This window comes from Leucobacter sp. Ag1, assembly GCF_000980875.1.
In the GTDB taxonomy this organism is placed as follows: domain Bacteria; phylum Actinomycetota; class Actinomycetes; order Actinomycetales; family Microbacteriaceae; genus Leucobacter; species Leucobacter iarius.
The window spans coordinates 52758-72253 of sequence record NZ_LAYO01000106.1 but is presented as its reverse complement, the minus strand read 5'-3'; the positions used below and the strand labels follow the sequence as shown (position 1 = coordinate 72253).

Here is a 19496-nt window from a genome sequence, read left to right as displayed (position 1 = left end):
GAACCATGCACCAGCGCATCACCACCCCGCGATCACGAGCGGTCCGAGCCCGGATCCCGCTCGCGGTATCGGCATCGGTGCTCGCCCTCGCTCTCGTCGGCTGCGGCACCGCGGTGGCGAACGACAAGCCGCAGGCCCGGACGAACACGGGCCCGGTCTCGCTCGAGAACTGCGGTCGGGACCTCACCGTGCCGAGCACGCCGAAGGCCGTGGTCGGCCTCCACCCGTCGCAGACGGAACTGCTGCTCCGCCTCGGCGTCGCCGACCGCATGGTCGGCCAGGCGCAGACCACCTCGCTCGCCCTCCCCGGCGACGTCGCGAAGCTCGCGACGGAGATCCCCGTGATCGGCGAGGCGTCCCCGCCGAGCCGCGAAGATCTGCTCGCAGTAGCGCCGGACTTCGTCTACTCGCCGACCACCTACGAGTTCACCGCGGAGAAAGGATTCGCCAGCATCGACCAGCTGACCGCCGCCGGCGCCACGGCCTACGTCGCCACCGGAGGGTGCTTCGACCGCCGCATGACCGGAACCGTCGACGACCTCTTCGTCGACCTGCAGAACCTGGGCCGGATCTTCCGGGCCGAGGATGCAGCGGCTCGCCTCACCGACCGGGCGAAACAGGATCTCGCCGAGGTACGTCGGACCATCGACGGCGAGCCGAAGCCGAAGGCGGCGCAGGTCTACGTCGACGGGACCTCGCTGTCCGCGATCGGAGCCGGCGTCGAGCACGACATCATGCGCCTCGCCGGCGCCGAGAACCTCTACGGCCCGAAGGATCCCGCATTCGCCGACTTCTTCGCCGCCCAGATCACCCCGGAGGCGCTCGCGGCCAAGCGCCCGGACGCGCTCGTGTTCGCGGTGACGGACGACGCGCACGAGCGCGCGACGCGGGAGTACCTGCGGAAGACCTTCCCCGACATGCCCGCGGTGAAGAACGACCGCCTCATCTCGATCCCGTTCAGCGACACGTTCCCCGGCACGCTGGGCAACATCGATGCGGTGCAGCGGATCGCGGCCGGGCTCTACCCGCAGAAGTTCAGCGGCCGGTAGATCGAGGGGATCCGCGCCGGGAGGGACGTCTCGAGGCGTCCCTCCCGATCAGCCGGCCAGGAACAGCGGAAGGACCGCTGCGGCGGTTACGAGCGGCGCCGCGATCACTCCCCAGCGCACGTACTGCGCCCAGGAGAATACGACGCCGTCGGCGATGAGCCGTTGATGCCACAGCAGCGTCGCCAACGAGGCCCACGGAGTGATGAGGGGCCCGACGTTGACTCCGATGAGGAGGGCCGCGAGGGAGGAGCGGTTCGATGCCGCCGGCTCCAAGAGGAGGTAGGCCGGAAGATTGTTGATCGCGTTCGCCCCGATGACACCGGTGCCGGCGAACCCCCAGACGTTCCCCGGACCTGAGCCGAGCGCAGGACCGAGCCAGGCCAGCGCACCGGAGGCTTCGATCACTCCGGCCATCAGGAACAGCCCGGAGGCGAAGACGAGCAACGGCCAGGGGACCAGACCCGGGCGAAGCGCAGCCGGCCTGCGAATCCGGAACAGCAGGACGAGAGCGGACGCCGCGCACAGGGCGGGCACCCAGGGTGCGGGAGCGAGCACGAGGAAGGGGATCAGCACGACGACGATCGCGCTGCTCAGCAGCAGCAGCGGACGGTCGACGACGCGACGCGTTCGAGGAACCGAGTATCGGCCGCGCAGGCCGCCGCGGTTGAGCGTCCAGAGCAGGACCGCGGTGGCGGCGATCGCGCACAGTGCGGGCAAGCCCAGCAGCCCGACGAAGTCGCCGCTCCCGTGGAGATCGAGCCGACCGGCCGCCAGGAGGTTGGTCAGGTTCGACACGGGCAATGCCAAAGACGCGGTGTTCGCGAGCCAGACCGTGGTGATCGCGAAGGGCAGCGGCGCGATGCCCAGGGTTCTCGCCAACGACAGCACCACGGGCGTGAGGAGAACTGCGGTGGTGTCGAGCGAGAGAAAAGCCGTGCAGACGACCGCGAGCAGCACGACGAGCAGCCAGAGAGCGAGCACGCTCCCTCGCGCGGCGGCTCCGAGCCGCGCGGCTGCGGCTTCGAAGACCCCGGCCGCGGCGGCGAGCTCGGCCACCACCGTGATCGCGATGACGAACACCAGAACCGGCCAGGCACGTTCCACCGTATCGGCGACGATGGGACCGGAGACGACACCGGTCGCCCAGGCGACCGCCCCCGCGAGCACCAGGAGGCCGCCGATCCAGAGCATCTTCACCAGACCATCGTGCACCCTCATCCCGTGATGAGCTGCGCCTCCCGCCGGAACGTCGACGACCGGAACCGCACGGCAGTCGTCCGCTCGAGCCGAACGGCCCGAAGATGCGCCGGGGTGCAGACGGTGTGCGAGAGCGTTCGGCCTGCGGGCCCGATCATTGCGGAACGGATCGTCGAGGCGACCGATCAGTTCTCGGTCGAGGTCCGCGGCTCCAGTCCGGCCGCAGCCGGGAACCCCGGATCCAGGTACCCCTCGACCCAGGCGATGCGGCCGAAGTCGAGCTTCGAGCTCACGGCGATGCCGACCGACGCGTACTTCTTGCGCACTCGGTCGAGGTACTGCTTGGCGGTCTCCCGCCCAATGTTCATGGCCTCGCCCACCTGGTCGACCGTGAGTCCCGAGGCGTAGAGCACGAGGGCGCGTTCCTCCTGCACGCTGAGGCTCGGCCGTTCGGGGTCGCCGGCGATCACCGACGCCAGCTCGGGCGTCATCCACTCGTCGCCGCGCAGCACCGCCCGGATCGCGGCGAGGATGTCGGCCTCGCTGTCGCGCTTGCCGACGATGCCCGAGACTCCGGCGCGCACGATGCCGCGCACGAGCGGCGGCGAGGCGAGCGCCGACAGCACGACGATCCGGAGGCCTGCGGCGAGCAGTGACGCGACGAGTTCGACGTCGACGCTCGGCTCCCGATCCACCATCAGGTCGAGCACCAGCAGGTGGGGGCGCCGCTCGCGGGGCACGGATCGGGCCCAGGCCACGAAGTCCGGCGCGGTCGTGCCGCTGAACACCACCTCGAATTCGCCGTCCCGGCCGAGCAGTTCTTCGGTGCGGGCCCGCTGCAGCGCGTGGTCCTCGACGATCGCGACGCGGCACACCGCGGATCCCGTCGACGTCATGATTCCTCCGTTCTCCCCGCGGCGACGGTGTCGCGCGCGTAGCTCAGTTCCAGCAGTTCGAGGTCCCCGACCCGTTCGTGGCGCTCCCCCGGCCCGAGCGGCCGCTGCGGCGCGATCCCCGGGCCGATCAGCGTGAGCTGCAGCGCTGCGCCGACGGGGAAGAGGGATGCCGACAGCGCGGACCCCCGCGGCGCGGTGCGCAGGCCGCCGAGCACGGTGCCGGCGATGTCGCGCGCGGCCTCCTCGTCGCCCGTGTCGGTCGCGCCGATCCGCAGCGAGAAGTCGACCGCCCGCTCGCGTGCGAGCCGGATGGCCGACACGAGGGATCGGCTCAGGTGCACGAGCTCGGGGCTGAGCTGCACGAGCTGCCGCAGGTAGCGTTCCTCCGCCGCGCACGCGAGCCGAAGCGCGGGATCGGATGGCTCGCGTTCCCCCGCGGCGATGGCGCGCAGCAGCTCGACCGAGGCGTCGAGCCCGGCGTCGGTCCAGCGCCGGTGGTCGGCCTGCGCCGCGGCGTCGAGCTCGGCACGCAGCTCGGCCTCGAGCACCCGCTGCCGGGCCCGTTCGGCCTGCTCGGCGAGCCGTCCGACCCGGGCGCGGAACGTCTCCCAGACCACGACGAATCCGAGTCCGACGAGCGCCGCGATCACGGTGATCTGCGCCGCCGTCGGCGAGATCCGCCAGGCGATCACCGCGGTTCCGCAGGCGAGGAGGATCCAGGCGGCCGCGCCGAGGAACCGGGCCGTGCGACCCGCGTCGAGCGAGAGCAGCAGCACGAACGCGCCGGTCGGAGCGAGCGCCTGCCAATTGACCGCGCCCGCCGATCCGAAGGCCGTCGCCGCAGCGGACAGGAAGAACACCGCGCAGGTGCAGGCGATCAGGATCGCGCTCAGCACGGCGGGTGCCCGTCTGAGCACGGCCGACCGCGACACCGCCCAGGCGAGCAGCATGACACCGAGCATCGGGAAGAGCGCGAGGAATCGGTTGGTTCCGCCGCCGAGGGTCAGCACGACGCTGATCGCGGTGACGCCGAGCGCCCAGAGATCCCCGGCGCGACCGTGCAGCGCCGAGACGGACGCGTCGACGTCGTTCCCGCTCCACGCCGGAGCTCCGATCCCCCGCTCCAGCTCGGGACCCTGCCCGGCAGCCGCCGAGCGGATCGGAACGCGCAGCTCGACCGCGGTGCCCGCACCGGGTCGGCTCGTCACCGCGGCCGAGAAACCCGCCGCGTCCGCCCGCGCGAGGATCGACGACGCGATCCCCCGTCCCTCCGGGACCGCGCCGTCGAACCCGCGGCCCGAGTCCCGCACGACGACGCGCAACTGCCCGGCGTCCTCGGCCAGCAGGATCTCGACCCGATCCGCGCCGGAGTGCTTGGCCGCGTTCGTCGCCGCCTCCCGCGCGCACGCGACGACGGCGCGCACCCGCTCCGGGCCGAGCCGTCCCTCGATCCGTTCGAGGTCCTCGTCGTCGAGCCCGGCACGATGCACGGGCAAGGCGACGTGGTCGAAGAGCATGCGCAACCGCACCGGTCCGCTCGGCGCCCGCTCGCCGCGCAGCGCCCGCAGCAGGTCGATGTCGCGAGCGCACTGCGCACGCACCCGCTCGGGATCCGCGACGCCCGCGCCGCCGTTGGCCACCGCGCCGAGGGTGTTGATCGCCGTGTCGTGCAGGGTGCGCGACTCCTCCGCGAGCCGCGCGCTCGTGCGGCGGATCGTCTCGATGCGCAGCGATGCGGTCTCGGCCCGCGCGGTGACGGCGTCGGTCTCGGCCGCGAGCCGGAGCAGCCACGGCAGCCCCGCCCGCATCGCGAGGATGATCGAGCTCTGGGTCACGATGATCGCGACGGGCAGCTGCGCGCCCCAGGCGGGCAGGGCCAGCAGCACCGTCGCGGTCGTCGCCACGGCGGGGACCACGACGAGGGCGATCGAGATCCGGTGCAGCACCAGCAGTCCCATGAGGCAGCTGGCGAAGTCGATCTCCCAGCACGCGGCGAACACCAGCGCGGAATCGAGGTCGCCGCTGGCCAGGTAGCTCCAGAGCCCGATGCCCATCATGCCGAGCGGGATCAGGAAGGCGGGGATCCGCCGTTTCAGGGCGATCAGCGCGGTCGCGGCCAGCACGAGCTGCGCGAGCACGAGCGGCCAGGCCGCGGGCCCGAGCGTGGCGACCGAGGCGAGCAGCATCACGAGCTGCCACCCGGCTGCGACGAGCAGCGCGACGCGGCGGATCGACCGCAGCACGGAGGTCATCGCCCATCCGTCTCCGCGGACCAGCGCCCGATGGTCGCCGAAGAGGTCGTCGATCACCGACCGCAGCGCGCGAACCACCATGTATCCCCCTGCATCGGCGCGTCCCCACGCGCACCAGTGCCCCGCTTGGACAGTACCGCAGCGGGGCTTCGTTCCGGGAGCACGGCGCCCCCGAAGAGATGAACGGTCGACCGCTCCGGCGGGTGCCGGATCGGTCGACCGTTCGTGGCCGTGCTGCGCAGAGGGGGTGCCTGACACGGCCGAGTCGCCGCCGGTCCCGTCTCGGGGACGGTCCCGGCGATCGATCCGGTGGATCGGCGCGGACGTGGGCCCGCGCCGATCCACCGGAGTTCTAGGCGTCCGCGCGCCGGCGCAGCGCCAGCAGCAGGGCGCCGCCGCCCAGCACGGCGAACAGTCCCAGCCCTGCGATCAGTGCCGGCGGGATCAGAGCGCCGGTGACCGCGAGGTCATCGCTGCCCGACGCCACCGGCTTCGGGGCGGTCGTTCCGCCCGCGGTCGGGGTCGTGGGCTGCGACGGAGTCGGCCCGGTCGAGGGCGTCGGCGTCGCGGGAGTCGTCGGGGTCGTCGGCACCGTGGGGGTCGGCGTGGTCGTCGGACCGGGGGTGGTGGTCGGCGTCGAGGACGCGGTCCACTGGGCGGTCGCCGAGGCGGACGTGCGGGTGCCGGAACCGGCGACCAGCACGAGCGACTGCGCATGATCCTCGGAGTTCGGGGTCCCGTCCGCCGTGTTCGGCACCGAGATCACGCTTCCGGTGAATCCGGAGCCGGCGATGGACGCCGTCAGGGTCGCCGAACCCGAGGTGGTCGAAGCACGCAGATCCAGGTAGATCCGCTGCCCGTCGGTCACCGCGTTCGCGTCGATGGCGTTGCCGGCGGCGTCGGTCAGCGCGAGAGCGGGATCCACCGTCACCTGAGCGGGCGCCCGGTCGGTGTGGACCGTGAAGGGACCCACGAGCTCGCCGGGCTTCGCCGAGCCGGTCGGCCCGGTCACTGAGACGGTCCCGGCGAAGTCGGCGGGGGTCATCCCAGCGCTCGCGTTCGCGCCGTTCACGAGGTACCAGTAGGCGTTCTTCGAGTCCTCGCTCTCCCAGGCCCAGGCCGCGTCGAAGTCGAGGTCGGTGTAGCGCCAGATCGCGTACTGCATCGCTTCGATCGCGTCGTTGCGCGAGATGCCGGGCGTGCCCGCCGCCGCGCCGAAGTCGGCGAGGCTCAGCGCCGGGTAACCGTGGGCCAGCACCCAGAGCACGCGCCCCCGCACGACCGGGTCGGAGAAGTGGTTGCTGCCGAGGTAGCTCGCAGCGTCACCGATGATCGCCGGAGTCCGGGTCTTCGCGTGCACGTCGTGCTCGATGCAGTAGGCCCAGAAATCGGGGTCGCCCGGGTTCGCGGGATCCTCCGGCGTGCTGGAGTAGATCGGGAAGACGCCGGTGCCGCCGTATCCCTGCTTTCCGCCGACCCACACCGGGGTGTTCGCCGCGGCGGCAGGATCCGCTTCCGCGGCCGCCGGGCTCGCGAGGGCCGGGGCGAGCAGCGCGGCGGCAGCGAGCAGGGCGACCGCCCAACGACGCTTTCCCCGCGCGGGGGACGAGAGTGTTCCGCGTGCCATGAGTGATCTCCGATTCCGTGCAACAGCCGAGGTCGCTGATGAAACTAATCGGGGACGGCGCCGATCGCATCGGCTCGGAGGCGAATGACCCCCGAACGGGGGACGCGCCCGCGGGTTGCATCCTCCGCCTCGGACTTGACCTCAACTTCACTTGAGGTTTTACCGTGGTCCCCATGGACGCTCCCTCCCGCACGATCCCGATCGCCGAACCCCGAATCAGCTCCAGCGGCAGCTGGCGCGAGCTCTTCAGCGGAGCCCACCTCGCAGCCGCCCTCGTGCTCGCCGGCGGCGTCGCGATGTACGCGATGAACACCTTCCTCACCGCCGCGCTGCTCCCCTCGACGATCGCCGAGGTCGGCGGATCCGAGTACTTCGCCTGGGTCGTCACCGCGTTCCTCATCGCCTCCGTGCTCGCATCGATGCTCGTGACGCGCCTGCTCGGTCGCTTCGGCGCCGCACGTGGCTACCTCCTCGCGTTCGCGGTGTTCGGCGCAGGAACGCTCGGCGCCGCCCTCGCTCCGAACATGGAGTTCTTCCTCGCGATGCGCGTCGCCCAGGGACTCGGCGGCGGGCTCCTCGCCGGTCTCGGCTACGCCGTGATCCGGCAGGCGCTGCCCGAGCACCTCTGGACCCGCGCGACCGGACTCATCTCGGCGATGTGGGGCGTCGGAACGCTCATCGGTCCCGCGCTCGGCGGGCTCTTCGCGCAGCTCGGGATCTGGCGCTGGGCGTTCGCGCTGCTCGCCGCCGTCTCGTTCCTCCTCGGCGCGCTCGCGCTGCGCGCCCTGCCCGCCGGCCGCGGGCCCGCGCACCCGAGCGGCCGATTCCCCGTCGCCTCGCTGCTCGCGCTCGTGCTCGCGGCCTCCGCCTTCAGCGTCGCCTCGATCGTGCCGCCCGGCCCCGCGACCGCCGTCGCGATCCTCGCGGGCGCCGCCCTGATCCTCGGATTCGTGCTGCTCGACCGCCGCGCCTCCTCATCCGTGCTGCCCGCGTTCACCTACCGCCGCGGCAACCCGCTGAAGTGGATCTACCTCACCCTCGGTATCGCCAGCGCGGGCGCGATGCTCGAGGTGTACCTGCCCCGATTCGGGCAGGAGATCGCGGCCCTGCCGGAACTGCCCGCGGGCCTCCTCGGCGCGACCGTCTCGGTCGGCTGGAGCTTCGTCCAGATCTTCAGCGTGAGCATCGAATCGGATCGGGGCCGCCGCCGAGCCATGGTGCTCGGTCCCATGCTCATGGTGCTCGGCTTCGGCGGATACGCACTGCTGCAGCTCGCCGGCGCGAGCGCCGGCACGGTCTGGGGGTGGGCTGCGGCACTCGTCCTCGCCGGATCCGGCATCGGCCTCGCGTTCCCGCACCTCAGCGTCGCCGCGCTGCGCAGTGCGGCCTCGCCCGAGGAGAGCGCGAAGGCCGCCGCCGGCGTGAGCACGGCCCAGCTCATCTCGAACGCGGTGTTCTCGGCACTCATCGGCGTGCTCGTCTCGCTCGGATCCGCCCTCGGAACCGCTGCCCCCGCCGCGACTGCGGCGAGCGCGGCCGCGACCTCCGCCGCGGCGATGGGGGCCGGAGTCGCCGTGCTCGCGCTCATCGGGGTGGGCACGGCGTTGCGAGCGACCCGTTCGCTGCGTCCGGGGAGTACGCTGTCGCCAGCGTAGCCGCGCGGCTCCGCCCAATGACGTGCAGGAGCAGCCCGTGGCCTCTTCTTCGAATCGGACGACCGTCGATGTCTTCGCCGAGCCCACCCGTCGGGTGAGCGGCGGATGGGTGGCCGCGTTCGCGCTCGCCTGGTTCGGGGTGTGGATGGCGCAGCTGACCCCCGTGCAGCTGCTGCTGCCGGCGCAGATCCAGGCGGAGCTGCGCACGACCGACTGGGTGCAGAACGTGCTCGCCTTCGGCGTGATCTCCGGCATCTCGGCGCTGTGCGCCATCGTCGCGTTCCCCGTCACGGGTGCGCTCTCGGACCGGACGACGAGCCGCTTCGGCCGACGCCGTCCGTGGATCGCGGCCGGGGCGCTGCTGTTCGCGCTCTCGCTCCTGCTGCTCGGGGCCCAGCACACCCTGGTCGGTATCGGAGTGTTCTGGTCGCTCGCGATCATCGGCTTCTGCGTGTTGACGGCGGCGCTCACCGCCACCATCAGCGACCAGGTGCCCGTCGGGCAGCGCGGCACCGTGTCGGGGTGGCTCTCCGCTCCGCAGGCGATCGGCATCATCGCGGGGATCCTGCTCGTGACCATGCTGTCGCTCGGCACGTTCCTCGGGTACGCGGTGGTCGCGATCCTGCTGCTCGTGCTCGTGGTGCCGTTCCTGCTGCGCCCCGATGCCGTGCTGCGGCCGGACCAGCGGGAGCCCTGGACCCTGCGCGGCATGCTCGATTCGCTGTGGATCAGCCCGCGGCAGTACCCCGATTTCGGGTGGACGCTGCTCAGCCGGGTGCTCGTGAACTTCGGCAACGCGTTCGGCACGAGCCTGCTGCTCTACTTCCTGGAGTTCGGGCTCGGTGACAAGAACGCCGAGGACGACCTCGTGATCGCGGTGCTCGTGTACATGGTGTTCGTGATCATCGCCGCGCTCACCCTCGGCCGGCTCTCCGATGCGCTGGGACGGCGCAAGTCGTTCGTCTTCCTCTCGTCGACGCTGCAGGCGGTCGCGGCACTGCTCCTCGCCTTCGTGCCGACGTTCGCGACGACGCTCGTGGCGGCCGGGCTGCTCGGCCTCGGCTACGGCTGCTTCCTCGCCGTCGACCAGGCGCTCGCCACGCAGGTGCTGCCCGATCCCGAGACCCGCGGCAAAGACCTCGGAATCATGAACATCGCGACCGCGGTGCCGCAGGCGGCCGCTCCCCTGCTCGGCGCGCTCATGGTGTTCGTCGCCGGCTTCACGGGGCTGTTCCTCATGGCGGGGGTGTTCGCGTTCGCGGGCGCGCTCGCGGTCGCGAAGGTCCGCTCGGTGCGGTGAGAGCCGGGGAGGGATACGGGCCAGCCCGGAGACGAGCACGTCCTCTCCCGCTCCCCCGCCATTCGCGTCCCTTCGACCGGACCCAAATGAACCGTTCCGGTCTCGGAACGGTTCATTTGGGTCCGGTCGACAGACCACGATACGGCCCGAGCGGGCGCGATCCGTAGAACGTTCCTCGAGAGGGCGTCTGGGCAGCGCCTAGCGACCCGTTCTCTTGGCACAACCCCCAGAGCCCCGGGAAAGTCATGGACGAACCAGAGTCAAGGGTGTTCAGTCGTCTCCCAATGGCCAATAATTCATCCTATGGATGCGCACGGTCATGATGAACTCATAGAGAAAACTAGAGTCAATTTCAACGCTCACGGCCATCACTGGTTAGACCTCTTCTCTGAGGCACTTGCTAAGGCCGAGATCGACATCCGGTTACAGCACCTCGAGCGCCAGTCCACCTTCGAAGGAACGATCATCCGACTGATGCTGGAGGGCGAACCCCTTGATGACACGTTCATAAAAGTCCTCTCTTCGGGCACCTCCACGGAATTTTGGCTGACTCGTTCCACACTAGAGAATGAGCAAACTTCTCTAGTTCTAAAGCAGGCGATCTCATTCGCCAGCCAGAAGGCCGGTCGATCCACACAGCATTTTAAGTGGTCAACAATACTCATCCAGGTGCCGCAGGTCTGGCATCACTCCAGTCGATTGACTTCAAAGATCCAGATTGGCGAACTGACCCTCGAACCGGAGGAGCTAGTTTTTACGGACGTGCTCTATCCTGGAATGACATTCGACGGTACTTACCGCATCCACCAATCTCACCCAATACGGGTGCGAGGACAAACGCAGGCAACATCCTGGGAGTCTGCATTACGCGAAGCCGAACGCACGCTCAGGAAACTTTGCGGACTACTTGCCCTCAATTGGGATCCTCCATATGAGGTTGCAGCCTCAATTGTGAATCGCCTCCACGGCGAACCTTCAGCACGAACGACACGTGCCGGAATCCAGCTCACCGACAGCCACACAGAACACTCAGTCGCCTGGGAGGACCACCCTTCTCCAAAATACACCGACGAAGCCTGGGTAAAATTAAACTCGTCGGACGCCCTCAAGAATGCCGTCGATGCCTACCTGGAAGCTCGCTATGTCGAGGAAAAGCATCAAGCACTCGCATTGGTCGCTTATGTGTCTTCAATCGAAGCGATCGCGAACATCCTATTTGTGCGTCCTCGAGATAAAGACGTCACAAAAGCATTCAAAGCAGCCCTTCGAGTCATCCTACCCGAGGAGGAGGCCGAAGCGCTAGGTCGGGTATATTCATGGCGATCTACTACGGTTCATCAGGGAATAATACACGGAGGTGAAGAAAAGACTACACATCTCCTAACTGACATATTCTCAAATGACATGTTCTCGAATCTGCGCAGCCTTCTTCCCAAGCTCCGCAGCGCGGCAAAAATGCTCCTCGTCAAAGCACTCCTCGGGCAGCTTCCCCCCAGGCAAGAGCTAGCCAATGGGTGAGTGCCATGACAAGTAGGGGCGTCAGCCTCCAAAGACTCCGCTGTTCCCCATGATGAGCAGTAGCGTGATGGCATGAGTTCCAACTATCGGATGTCTGCAACGCCAAAGCTCAATGCGTACGCGACCATGCTTGAGCGCGAGGTTCTCGCGCGTGTTGGCGCGGCACGAGCGCTGCTCACACATCCTGGTGCGAAAGGGCAGCTCGTGGAGTCAGCTTTCCGAGACGCGCTAGTAAGCGTTCTTGGCGGGCGCTTTTCAATCGGGACTGGCCAGGTCATCGACACGCGGGGACGGATGAGCGGGCAAATGGATCTTGTGATCTACAACGAGGATCAGATTCTCCCGCCCAGGAACGTCATGGATCCTGCCCTCTTCCTCGTTGACGCGGTTGATTCCGTGGTGGAGGTCAAGACGAGCCTGGGCCTGAACCACATCGACAAGATCAGAGATAACGCAGTCGCCAATTCTGGCCCAAAACATGTCAAGAGATCATTTGGGTACGGTGACACCATTCCCCGGTTCGTGACGTCATCTGCGTTCGCCCGCTTCTACATGACGCCCGCTTTCGGGCTCATCGCAGCGGATACGACCGCGACGCCGCAAGCGCTCATCGAGAGACTGTCATCGCTTGATACAACGGTCACCAGCGTAGAGGGTAGGGTCGACTATCATCTGCCCCCCGCTTGACGCAGTCTTCGTGTTGGGTATGGGAGAATTTCGTAACACCTACCACTTTGAGAATGGCGGATCTGCGTCAGTGATCCACCGTCCACGTCCAGACTTGCGTGAAGGAAACTGGGAGTACTTCAGCAGCGGCGACAGGTCGAGGTCGTTCACTAGCACGCTGCTGGCTGCCGCCGCCTGGTTGCATGGAGTCTCCCCAAGAATCCAAAGACGATTCTCTCCGGCACTGCACTATTTTGCGGAACCTGGCGGTAACTCCGGTGATCTGAGCGAAGTCGATGTGCGCGCTTTTGTTGCCAACAGTCCGGACCTTGTCCAGCTTTCGCCGCATGTCCACCCGTCGGTGTGACAGTACAGTTTTGGGACGTCATCATATCGAGCGACAGAGGCTCATACAGGGGCGACAGATTGGCAGACCGGATCCACGGCCGTCCACCTCACTGATGGCCTAGCGACCGATGAGTTACTGACCCGGGATTCTTTCGCCCAGCTGATCAGTCTCCTGTTCGACCAGCAGGTCTGGTAGTCATTGTCTGCAGAAGGCCTCGGCAGCGGCGCGTTGAGACGCTAAATGGCGCCTTTGTCAATCGTTGGCGACGGACCCCGCGAACTGCGCATACTTCCGCAGCGTTCCCCTGGCCGCTCACGGATCGAGGATGGTCTCGTACCCACGGTTCCCCGTTGTGATTGACCTCAGCGAGTCACATCCATCTCTGCGCGGCAAAGCAACATGCCCCATGTCTTGCTCGCGGATATATTCGAGGGACCTCTTCAGCACGATCGGGATCCTGCTCGATGTGGCGATCGCCTGATCGGGACGGTGCGGACCGGAACCGCAGCACCTACTCGTGCGACTGAGGACCCGCGTGGGCGTCGAGGATCTCGTCGAGCAGCCGCTCGGCATCGTCGGTGCCCAGCAAGCCGGCGAGCCAGCTTTGGCTGATGCCCTCGACCGCGGCGATCAGCGCGAGAGCGATCCGCCGAGGCTCGGTATCGTTCGGTATCGAGCCCTCCACCATGCACTGGAGCATTCCAATAGTGAGTGACCTGGTCATACCAGTTGACCATCACTCGTTCCGCTACCTCGTGTATCTGCAGGCGGTCGTCGTCGTAGCCAAGCACAAGTCGGGGTTCTTGCCTGGCAGTACTTCGACGCCCACGGCCAACGCCTGTGCGCCCGGGTCCAGGGTGCTACGTTCTCGACACCTTGAAGTCCCCGCTCGCGCCGGGTCTCCGATTTGACGAGCGGGGCTCAGAATGCCGGGTTGATGCCCTCCGCATCGGGGGCGCGCAGGTGCTGGGCGTACAGGTCGTGCGGCCAGCTCGCCGGCGGCGCCTTCTCGGGGTGCGCGGCCGCCTGGGCCACGACCGCGTCGGCGAGCACGATCTCGATGTCGCGGCGCGGATAGTCGGCCTCCAGGCGGGCGCGGGCATCGGGCGCTCCGGCGATCGTGTCGTCGCCGAAGTCCGCGAGCACGCCGAGCCTGAGCGCTCGCGTGAGGCCGCCGCGGGCCTCGGCGATGTGCGGCGAGGTGTGCAGCGCGATCGCATCCCAGACGTCCTGCGTCTCTCGCGCGTCCCGTTCGGAGTGCTGCTGCAGGAACGCGGCGGCGGCGTGCCCGCCGACCACCTCGAAGCGCTCGGGTGAATCCGCGCCGATCGCGGTATGGCGGGGGTGTTCGCGGGCGCGCTCGCAGTCGCGGTCGCGAAGGTCCGCTCGGTGCGGTGAGAGCCGGGGAGGGATACGGGCCAGCCCGGAGACGAGCACGTCCTCTCCCGCTCCCCCGCCATTCGCGTCCCTTCGACCGGACCCAAATGAACCGTTCCGGTCTCGGAACGGTTCATTTGGGTCCGGTCGACAGGGCATGATGCGGCCCGAGCGGGCGCGAAATGCACACACCGCGTCGCCCGCGCGGGGGTCGCGGCGCTGGTCGGCGCGGGGATCCGGTGCCACACTGTTCCCATGACCATCCACCTCACCGACGATCCCGCAGCCGACACCCTGCTCAGCGACGAGCCGACGGCGCTCCTCATCGGCATGCTGCTCGACCAGCAGGTCGCCATGGAGGTCGCATTCTCGGGCCCGCTCAAGATCAAGCAGCGGCTCGGATCCATCGATGCCGCCGCCCTCGCGGGAGCCGACCCCGACACGGTGCTCGAAGCGTTCCGCGAGTCCCCCGCGGTGCACCGCTTCCCCGGCTCCATGGCGGGACGCGTGCAGACGCTCTGCCGGGTCCTGGTCGACGACTGGGGCGGCCGCGCCGAGACCCTCTGGACCGAGGGCGATCCCGACGGCGCGACCGTGCTGAAGCGTCTCAAGTCGCTGCCCGGCTTCGGCGAGCAGAAGGCGCGGATCTTCCTCGCGCTGCTCGGCAAGCAGTGCGGTTTCGACGGTGCGGGCTGGCGCGAAGCGTCGGCGCCCTACGGCGAGGAGGGGTCGATGCGCAGCGTCGCCGACATCGTCTCCCCCGAGACCCTCGCGCGCGTGCGCGAGGCGAAACGCGCCGCCAAGGCCGCCGCCAAGAAGGCCTGATGTGAGCGGCGAATCTCCCACCGCCGAGCGGGGATCCTTCGGCCTCACCCGCATGCGTCCGCGGGATCCGGCGCAGGTCTTCCGCGCCGCAAGCCCGCTCGAGCTGTTCTTCGACCTCATCTTCGTGGTCGCCGTGTCGTTCAGCTCGGCGCAGTTGCACGAGCTCGAGGCCGAAGGGCACCTCTGGTCGGGCGTGCTCGCCTACGTGCTGACCTTCTTCGGCATCTGGTGGGCGTGGATGAACTTCACGTGGTTCGCCAGCGCCTTCGACGTCGACGACTGGCTCTACCGCATACTCACGCTGACCCAGATGGCGGGCGTGCTCGTGCTCGCGACGGGCATCAAGGCCGCGATGGCCGACGGCGACTACCGGATCCTGATCCTCGGCTACGTGATCATGCGCCTCGCGCTCGTCACCCAGTGGCTGCGCGCCTCGCGCAGCCACCCCGAGCTGCGCCGAACCGCCCTGCGATACGCCGTCGGCGTCGTCATCTGCCAGATCCTCTGGATCGGCTTCCCCTGGATCTCGCCGAGCCTGCAGATCCCGGTGTTCCTGGTGCTCGTCGCCTGCGAGCTCGCGGTACCCGTGTGGGCCGAATCGGCACGCAAGACCCCGTGGCACTCCGCGCACATCGCCGATCGCTACGGCTCCTTCACCCTGATCGTGCTCGGCGAGTCCGTGCTGGCGTCGACCACGGCAGTGGTGAACGCCGCGAACGATTCCCACCACCTCGGCCAGCTCGTCGTCACCGGCTTCGCGGGCCTCGTGCTCGCCGCCGGCATGTGGTGGCTCTACTTCGCCACCGAGGTCACCGAGCGCCTCGACGAGATCCGCACCGCGCTCCCCTTCGGCTACGGGCACTACGCCGTGTTCGCCGCGGCCGGCGCGTTCTCCGCCGGCATCACGGTGCTGCTCTCGTCCCAGATGGACAGGAGCGACCTCAGCCCCGTCGCCGCGGCCGCGACCCTCACGATCCCGATCGGCATCTTCGTGCTGGGCGTCTGGTTCCTGATCCTCCGGCACAACCTCGAGGGCGTCACGCGCATCATCGTCCCCGTCGGCGCATTCGTGATCGCCGCCTGCGCGTTCCTGCCCGGCGCGATCATCTTCGCCGCTCTCGTCATGGCCGGACTCGTGGTGCTCGTCGAGCGCCATCGCGTCTCGCACTGAGCCACGGAGTCCCGTGGAGAACGCTCCCGTCACACTGCTCGTCGTCCCGCTCATCGCGGTGGTCGCGCCGCTGCTCGCGCGCCTCGTGTCACGAGCGCTCGTCGTCCCGCTCGTCGTCTTCGAGGTCGCGCTCGGCATGCTCGTCGGCCCGAGCGGCCTCGGCTGGGTGGCCGACGGTCCGCTGCTCGACGCGCTCTCGCAGCTCGGTCTCGCGATGCTCTTCTTCATGGCCGGGAACGAGATCGAGCCGGCCTCCCTGCTCGGTCGTCGCGGCAAGCGCGCCCTCGCCGGGTGGGCCGTCTCGGCCGTCCTCGCGCTCGGCGCGGGCTTCCTCATCGCGCCGGAGCCCGGCGCCGCGCTGCTCATCGGGATCGCGCTGACCGGCACCGCGCTCGGCACCATCATGCCCATGCTGCGCGATTCGGGGATCCTGCGCACCCCGCTCGGATCGGCGCTCTCCTCGGCGGGAGCCATCGGCGAGTTCGCGCCCCTCGTCGCGATCTCGATCTTCTTCAGCGGTCGCCAGCCCGTCGCCGGCCTGCTCACCCTGCTGGTCTTCGCGGGCGTCGCGGGGCTCGCATTCCGCCTCGCGTCGCGCGGCAGCCGCGACTGGCTGCACCGGGTGGTCTCGGCGACGCTCCGCACGAGCGGCCAGTTCGCGGTGCGGCTCGTGATCGCGATCCTCGCGGTGCTCGTCGTGCTCGCTCTCCTGCTCGGCGTCGACTTCCTGCTCGGCGCGTTCACCGCCGGTCTGCTCGCCCGCGTCGTGCTGCGCGGCGGGGATCCCGAGCACCTGGAGGTCGTCGAGGCGAAGCTCGAATCGATCGCCTTCGGATTCTTCGTGCCGATCTTCTTCGTCGCGACCGGTGTCTCGTTCCCGCTCGCCTCGCTGCTGCGGGATCAGCGCGCGCTGCTCCTGATCCCGGTGTTCCTCGTCGCGATGCTGCTCGTGCGCGGACTGCCCGCGCTGTGGACGGTCGATCCGGGATCCTCCGCGGCCGACCGACGCAGCAGCGCGTTCTTCACCGCGACCACGCTGCCGCTCGTGATCGCGGTCACGGGGATCGGCACCAAGACCGGCGTGCTCGACGCCGGGACCGCCGCCGCGATGGTCGGCGCGGCGATGCTCACGGTGTTCCTGTTCCCGGTGATCGCGCTCATCGGTCGCGGGCGGCCGGGCACCGGGCCCGGCGCGGATCCCGGCGCGGATCCCGAACTGCTGGCCCCCGCGCACGAGTAGACGCGCGTTCGCCCCGGACCCGCGTCGATGCGCGGGGCCGGGGCGAACGGTGCGGTCGTCGGATCAGACGGCCGGAAGCGCCTCGCGCTCGAGCCGCAGGTAGCTCGTCTCCATGCCGTCGACCATGCCGGTCGCGAGGATCATCTCGCGGGTCGCGGTGTCGGGGTAGGTGATGAGCAGCGTGAGCAGCGTGCCGCCCTCGACCGGGGTGAGCGTCAGCTCGTTGCGGGTCACGGGGCTCTGCGCGCCCTCGGGATCCTGGGGCGTCACCATGGCCTCGGTGGTCACGGCCCGCACCGGACGCTCGCCCTCGACGAACTCGCCGGTGAAGCCGAAGCTCTCGCCGCTCTCGAGGTTGCGCCACTCCTGGCGGTACCGCTGGCCCGGCTCGCTCGCGACCTCGCAGACCGGCATCTCCCAGCCGTCGGGGCCGAGCATCCAGCGGCGCATCAGCTCGGCCTCATGGTGGGCTCGCCACACCTGATCCGCGGTGCCGCGGATCACGCGCGAGACGCGCGCCTGGGTGTCGCCGACCAGTTGCAGCTGCGTCGGGAGGTCCACGGCGTAGGACGCGAGGTCCTCGACCACCGCGTCGATCTGGCCCATCGCCGAGCGGGTGCCCTGCTCCATGCCCATCGCCTGCAGCTGCTCGAGCGATTCGAGCGAGTCGAAGTAGCTGGTCGTGGTGAGGCGGGACCCCAGGGCCGTCTGCTGGAACTCGAACACCATGCGCATGTCGGGCATCTCGGTGTTCGGGGTGCCGTCCTCGAGCGCGAAGCCGTCGCGCACCTCGAACGAGCGGCCTTCGTCGACCGAGACCCACTTCCAGTAGCCGCCGTGCGACTCGCCCTCGGGGCTCGTCAGCCGGTACAGGCTCAGCCCGCCCGGCGCGAAGTCGTGCCGGCGGAAGGTCGCCGGAAACTCCGGCGGACCCCAGAAGCGCTCGATCTGGCGCGGGTCGGCGTAGGCGTCCCAGAGCCTGCGCACCGGGACGGTGAAGTCGGCGACGACGGTGATCGTCAGCGCCTCGGGATCGGTGGTGAATGCGGTGACCGGCATGATGCTGGACCTTTCGTTCGAGATGTTCGGGTGGTTCGTGTGTCGCGCGGCTCGGGTGTGCCCGGCGCGGGATCAGTCCTGCGGGGAGTCCTCGGCGAAGAGCGCGTCGAGTCGGTCGATGCGCCCGCGCCACAACTGCTCGAAATAGCCCAGCAGCTCCTGGGCCCGTCGGATGGTCTCGGGGTTGCCTCGGATGATGCGCTCCCTTCCTCTGGGGATCTTCGCGACGAGATCGGCGGCCTCGAGCACGGCCACGTGCTTCTGCACTGCGGCGAAGCTCATGTCGTAGTCGCGGGCGAGCTCGGAGACCGAGGCCTCACCGGTGAGCGTGCGGCGGACGATATCGCGTCGCGTGGCATCGGCGAGCGCCCGGAAGATCCGGTCGATCTGTGCGTCGGAGAGTTCTTGTACAACCATTTGGTTGTACATTACGACGCGAACGTGCGCGCGTCAACCCCCTGGGTGGGACTCTTCCGACGTCGAGGTGCCCCGTGTCGGGGGTATGGGATTCCATACCCCCGACACGGGGCACCTCGATGAAGGCGGCGGCCTACTCGGCGGACGCGCCCTCGGGCGAGCGGCGCTTCCGCCGCCACGAGTTGAAGGCGCGGATCGCCTCGATGAGGATCGGGATGCCCGGCAGCAGCACGAGCACGATGATGAACACCTCGGAGTACTGGTGCACGAACGGGATCTGGCCGAGGAAGAAGCCGATCAGCGTGACGCCGACGCCCCAGAGCAGCGCGCCGATCGCGTTGTACGCGACGAAGTGGCGGTACTCCATCTTGCCGACGCCGGCCGCCGCCGGAACGAAGGCGCGGAACACCGGCAGGAAGCGGGCGATGATGATCGCCTTCGGGCCGTGCTTCTCGAAGAACGCGTGCGTGCGCTGCACATTCTCGGGATTGAAGAGCTTGCTCTTCTCGCGGCTGAACACCGCGGGGCCGAGCTTGCGCCCGATCATGAACCCCACCTGATCGCCGGCGAACGCGAAGATGAAGAGCAGGATGCAGGTGATCCAGATGGGCACGTCGATGATGCCGGTCGCCGTGAACAGCCCGACCGTGAACAGCAGCGAGTCGCCGGGCAGGAACGCGAGCACCAGCACGCCGGTCTCGAGGAACACGAACGCGCAGGCGAGCACCAGCGCGACCCAGCCGCCCGCCTTCAGCAGCGTCTCGGGATCGAGCCAGTCGATGCCGAGCAGGGCCGGCGTGATGAAGCCTGCGAGCGAGGCGAGCGCGGAGTGGAGCACCGGGGTCCGACTTTCAGTTCACGGGAGTGGGCTGGCGACCGGGATCTCGGCACCGCAGTC

The 19496-nt window shown here is 68.9% G+C and carries 17 protein-coding genes; 8 read left to right on the top strand and 9 right to left on the bottom strand.

Annotated features, from left to right (window positions below; genetic code table 11):
• Nucleotides 1-5: 5 nt before the first annotated feature.
• Nucleotides 6-1049 (top strand): ABC transporter substrate-binding protein, encoded by a 1044-nt coding sequence (locus tag XM48_RS13090; RefSeq protein ID WP_046456273.1) that lies wholly within the window; start codon nt 6-8, stop codon nt 1047-1049.
• 48 nt (nt 1050-1097) lie between these two features.
• On the opposite strand, the gene XM48_RS13085 is transcribed toward XM48_RS13090, so the two are convergent.
• The 4 genes from XM48_RS13085 to XM48_RS13070 form a co-directional block, all read right to left on the bottom strand.
• A complete protein-coding gene (locus tag XM48_RS13085) occupies nt 1098-2240 on the bottom strand; it encodes an SLC13 family permease (protein ID WP_084821178.1) in 1143 nt (380 codons plus the stop codon).
• Nucleotides 2241-2431: 191 nt separating this feature from the next.
• Nucleotides 2432-3142 (bottom strand): response regulator transcription factor, encoded by a 711-nt coding sequence (locus XM48_RS13080; protein ID WP_052961506.1) that lies wholly within the window; start codon nt 3140-3142, stop codon nt 2432-2434.
• On the bottom strand, nt 3139-5475 hold the full coding sequence (locus tag XM48_RS13075) for a sensor histidine kinase (RefSeq protein WP_046456271.1): 2337 nt from the start codon (nt 5473-5475) through the stop codon (nt 3139-3141). The genes XM48_RS13080 and XM48_RS13075 overlap by 4 nt, the downstream gene beginning before the upstream one ends.
• 271 nt (nt 5476-5746) lie before the next feature.
• Nucleotides 5747-7021 (bottom strand): thioester domain-containing protein, encoded by a 1275-nt coding sequence (locus XM48_RS13070; RefSeq protein WP_046456270.1) that lies wholly within the window; start codon nt 7019-7021, stop codon nt 5747-5749.
• 173 nt (nt 7022-7194) lie between these two features.
• Here XM48_RS13070 and XM48_RS13065 point away from each other — a divergent pair, with 173 nt between their 5' ends.
• The 4 genes from XM48_RS13065 (at nt 7195) to XM48_RS17995 (ending at nt 12181) form a co-directional block, all read left to right on the top strand.
• The gene (locus XM48_RS13065; protein ID WP_046456269.1) at nt 7195-8676 is read left to right on the top strand and encodes an MFS transporter; all 1482 of its coding nucleotides are present in this window, start codon (nt 7195-7197) and stop codon (nt 8674-8676) included.
• 37 nt (nt 8677-8713) lie between these two features.
• Nucleotides 8714-9976 carry an MFS transporter gene (locus tag XM48_RS13060; protein ID WP_046456268.1) on the top strand — a complete coding sequence of 421 codons (1263 nt, stop codon included), beginning with the start codon at nt 8714-8716 and terminating at the stop codon, nt 9974-9976.
• Nucleotides 9977-10279: 303 nt separating this feature from the next.
• Nucleotides 10280-11494 (top strand): hypothetical protein, encoded by a 1215-nt coding sequence (locus XM48_RS18000; RefSeq protein ID WP_156175062.1) that lies wholly within the window; start codon nt 10280-10282, stop codon nt 11492-11494.
• Between the two features lie 72 nt (nt 11495-11566).
• The gene (locus XM48_RS17995) at nt 11567-12181 is read left to right on the top strand and encodes a DUF6602 domain-containing protein (protein ID WP_156175061.1); all 615 of its coding nucleotides are present in this window, start codon (nt 11567-11569) and stop codon (nt 12179-12181) included.
• A gap of 839 nt (nt 12182-13020) precedes the next feature.
• Here XM48_RS17995 and XM48_RS17990 read toward each other — a convergent pair.
• Both XM48_RS17990 and XM48_RS13050 read right to left on the bottom strand, forming a co-directional pair.
• Nucleotides 13021-13197, bottom strand: a complete 177-nt coding sequence (locus XM48_RS17990) for a hypothetical protein (RefSeq protein ID WP_156175060.1) — start codon at nt 13195-13197, stop codon at nt 13021-13023.
• Nucleotides 13198-13430: 233 nt separating this feature from the next.
• Complete coding sequence (locus tag XM48_RS13050; RefSeq protein ID WP_052961505.1) at nt 13431-13946, bottom strand: hypothetical protein; 516 nt, start codon at nt 13944-13946, stop codon at nt 13431-13433.
• Nucleotides 13947-14141: 195 nt separating this feature from the next.
• Between XM48_RS13050 and XM48_RS13045 the strand changes: the two genes are divergently transcribed.
• From XM48_RS13045 to XM48_RS13035, 3 genes are read left to right on the top strand one after another with little or no spacing between them, the layout of a single operon-like run.
• Nucleotides 14142-14711, top strand: a complete 570-nt coding sequence (locus XM48_RS13045) for an HhH-GPD-type base excision DNA repair protein (protein WP_046456266.1) — start codon at nt 14142-14144, stop codon at nt 14709-14711.
• Between the two features lies 1 nt (nt 14712).
• A complete protein-coding gene (locus XM48_RS13040; protein ID WP_231580879.1) occupies nt 14713-15882 on the top strand; it encodes a low temperature requirement protein A in 1170 nt (389 codons plus the stop codon).
• Nucleotides 15883-15895: 13 nt separating this feature from the next.
• Nucleotides 15896-17122, top strand: coding sequence for a cation:proton antiporter (locus tag XM48_RS13035; RefSeq protein ID WP_046456265.1), 1227 nt, complete (start codon nt 15896-15898; stop codon nt 17120-17122).
• Nucleotides 17123-17185: 63 nt separating this feature from the next.
• Here XM48_RS13035 and XM48_RS13030 read toward each other — a convergent pair whose 3' ends face one another.
• The 3 genes from XM48_RS13030 to XM48_RS13020 form a co-directional block, all read right to left on the bottom strand.
• Nucleotides 17186-18181, bottom strand: a complete 996-nt coding sequence (locus XM48_RS13030; protein WP_046456264.1) for an SRPBCC family protein — start codon at nt 18179-18181, stop codon at nt 17186-17188.
• A 72-nt stretch (nt 18182-18253) separates the two neighbouring features.
• Complete coding sequence (locus XM48_RS13025; RefSeq protein WP_046456263.1) at nt 18254-18598, bottom strand: helix-turn-helix transcriptional regulator; 345 nt, start codon at nt 18596-18598, stop codon at nt 18254-18256.
• 133 nt (nt 18599-18731) lie between these two features.
• Nucleotides 18732-19436, bottom strand: coding sequence for a VTT domain-containing protein (locus XM48_RS13020; RefSeq protein ID WP_084821172.1), 705 nt, complete (start codon nt 19434-19436; stop codon nt 18732-18734).
• Nucleotides 19437-19496 lie beyond the last annotated feature (60 nt).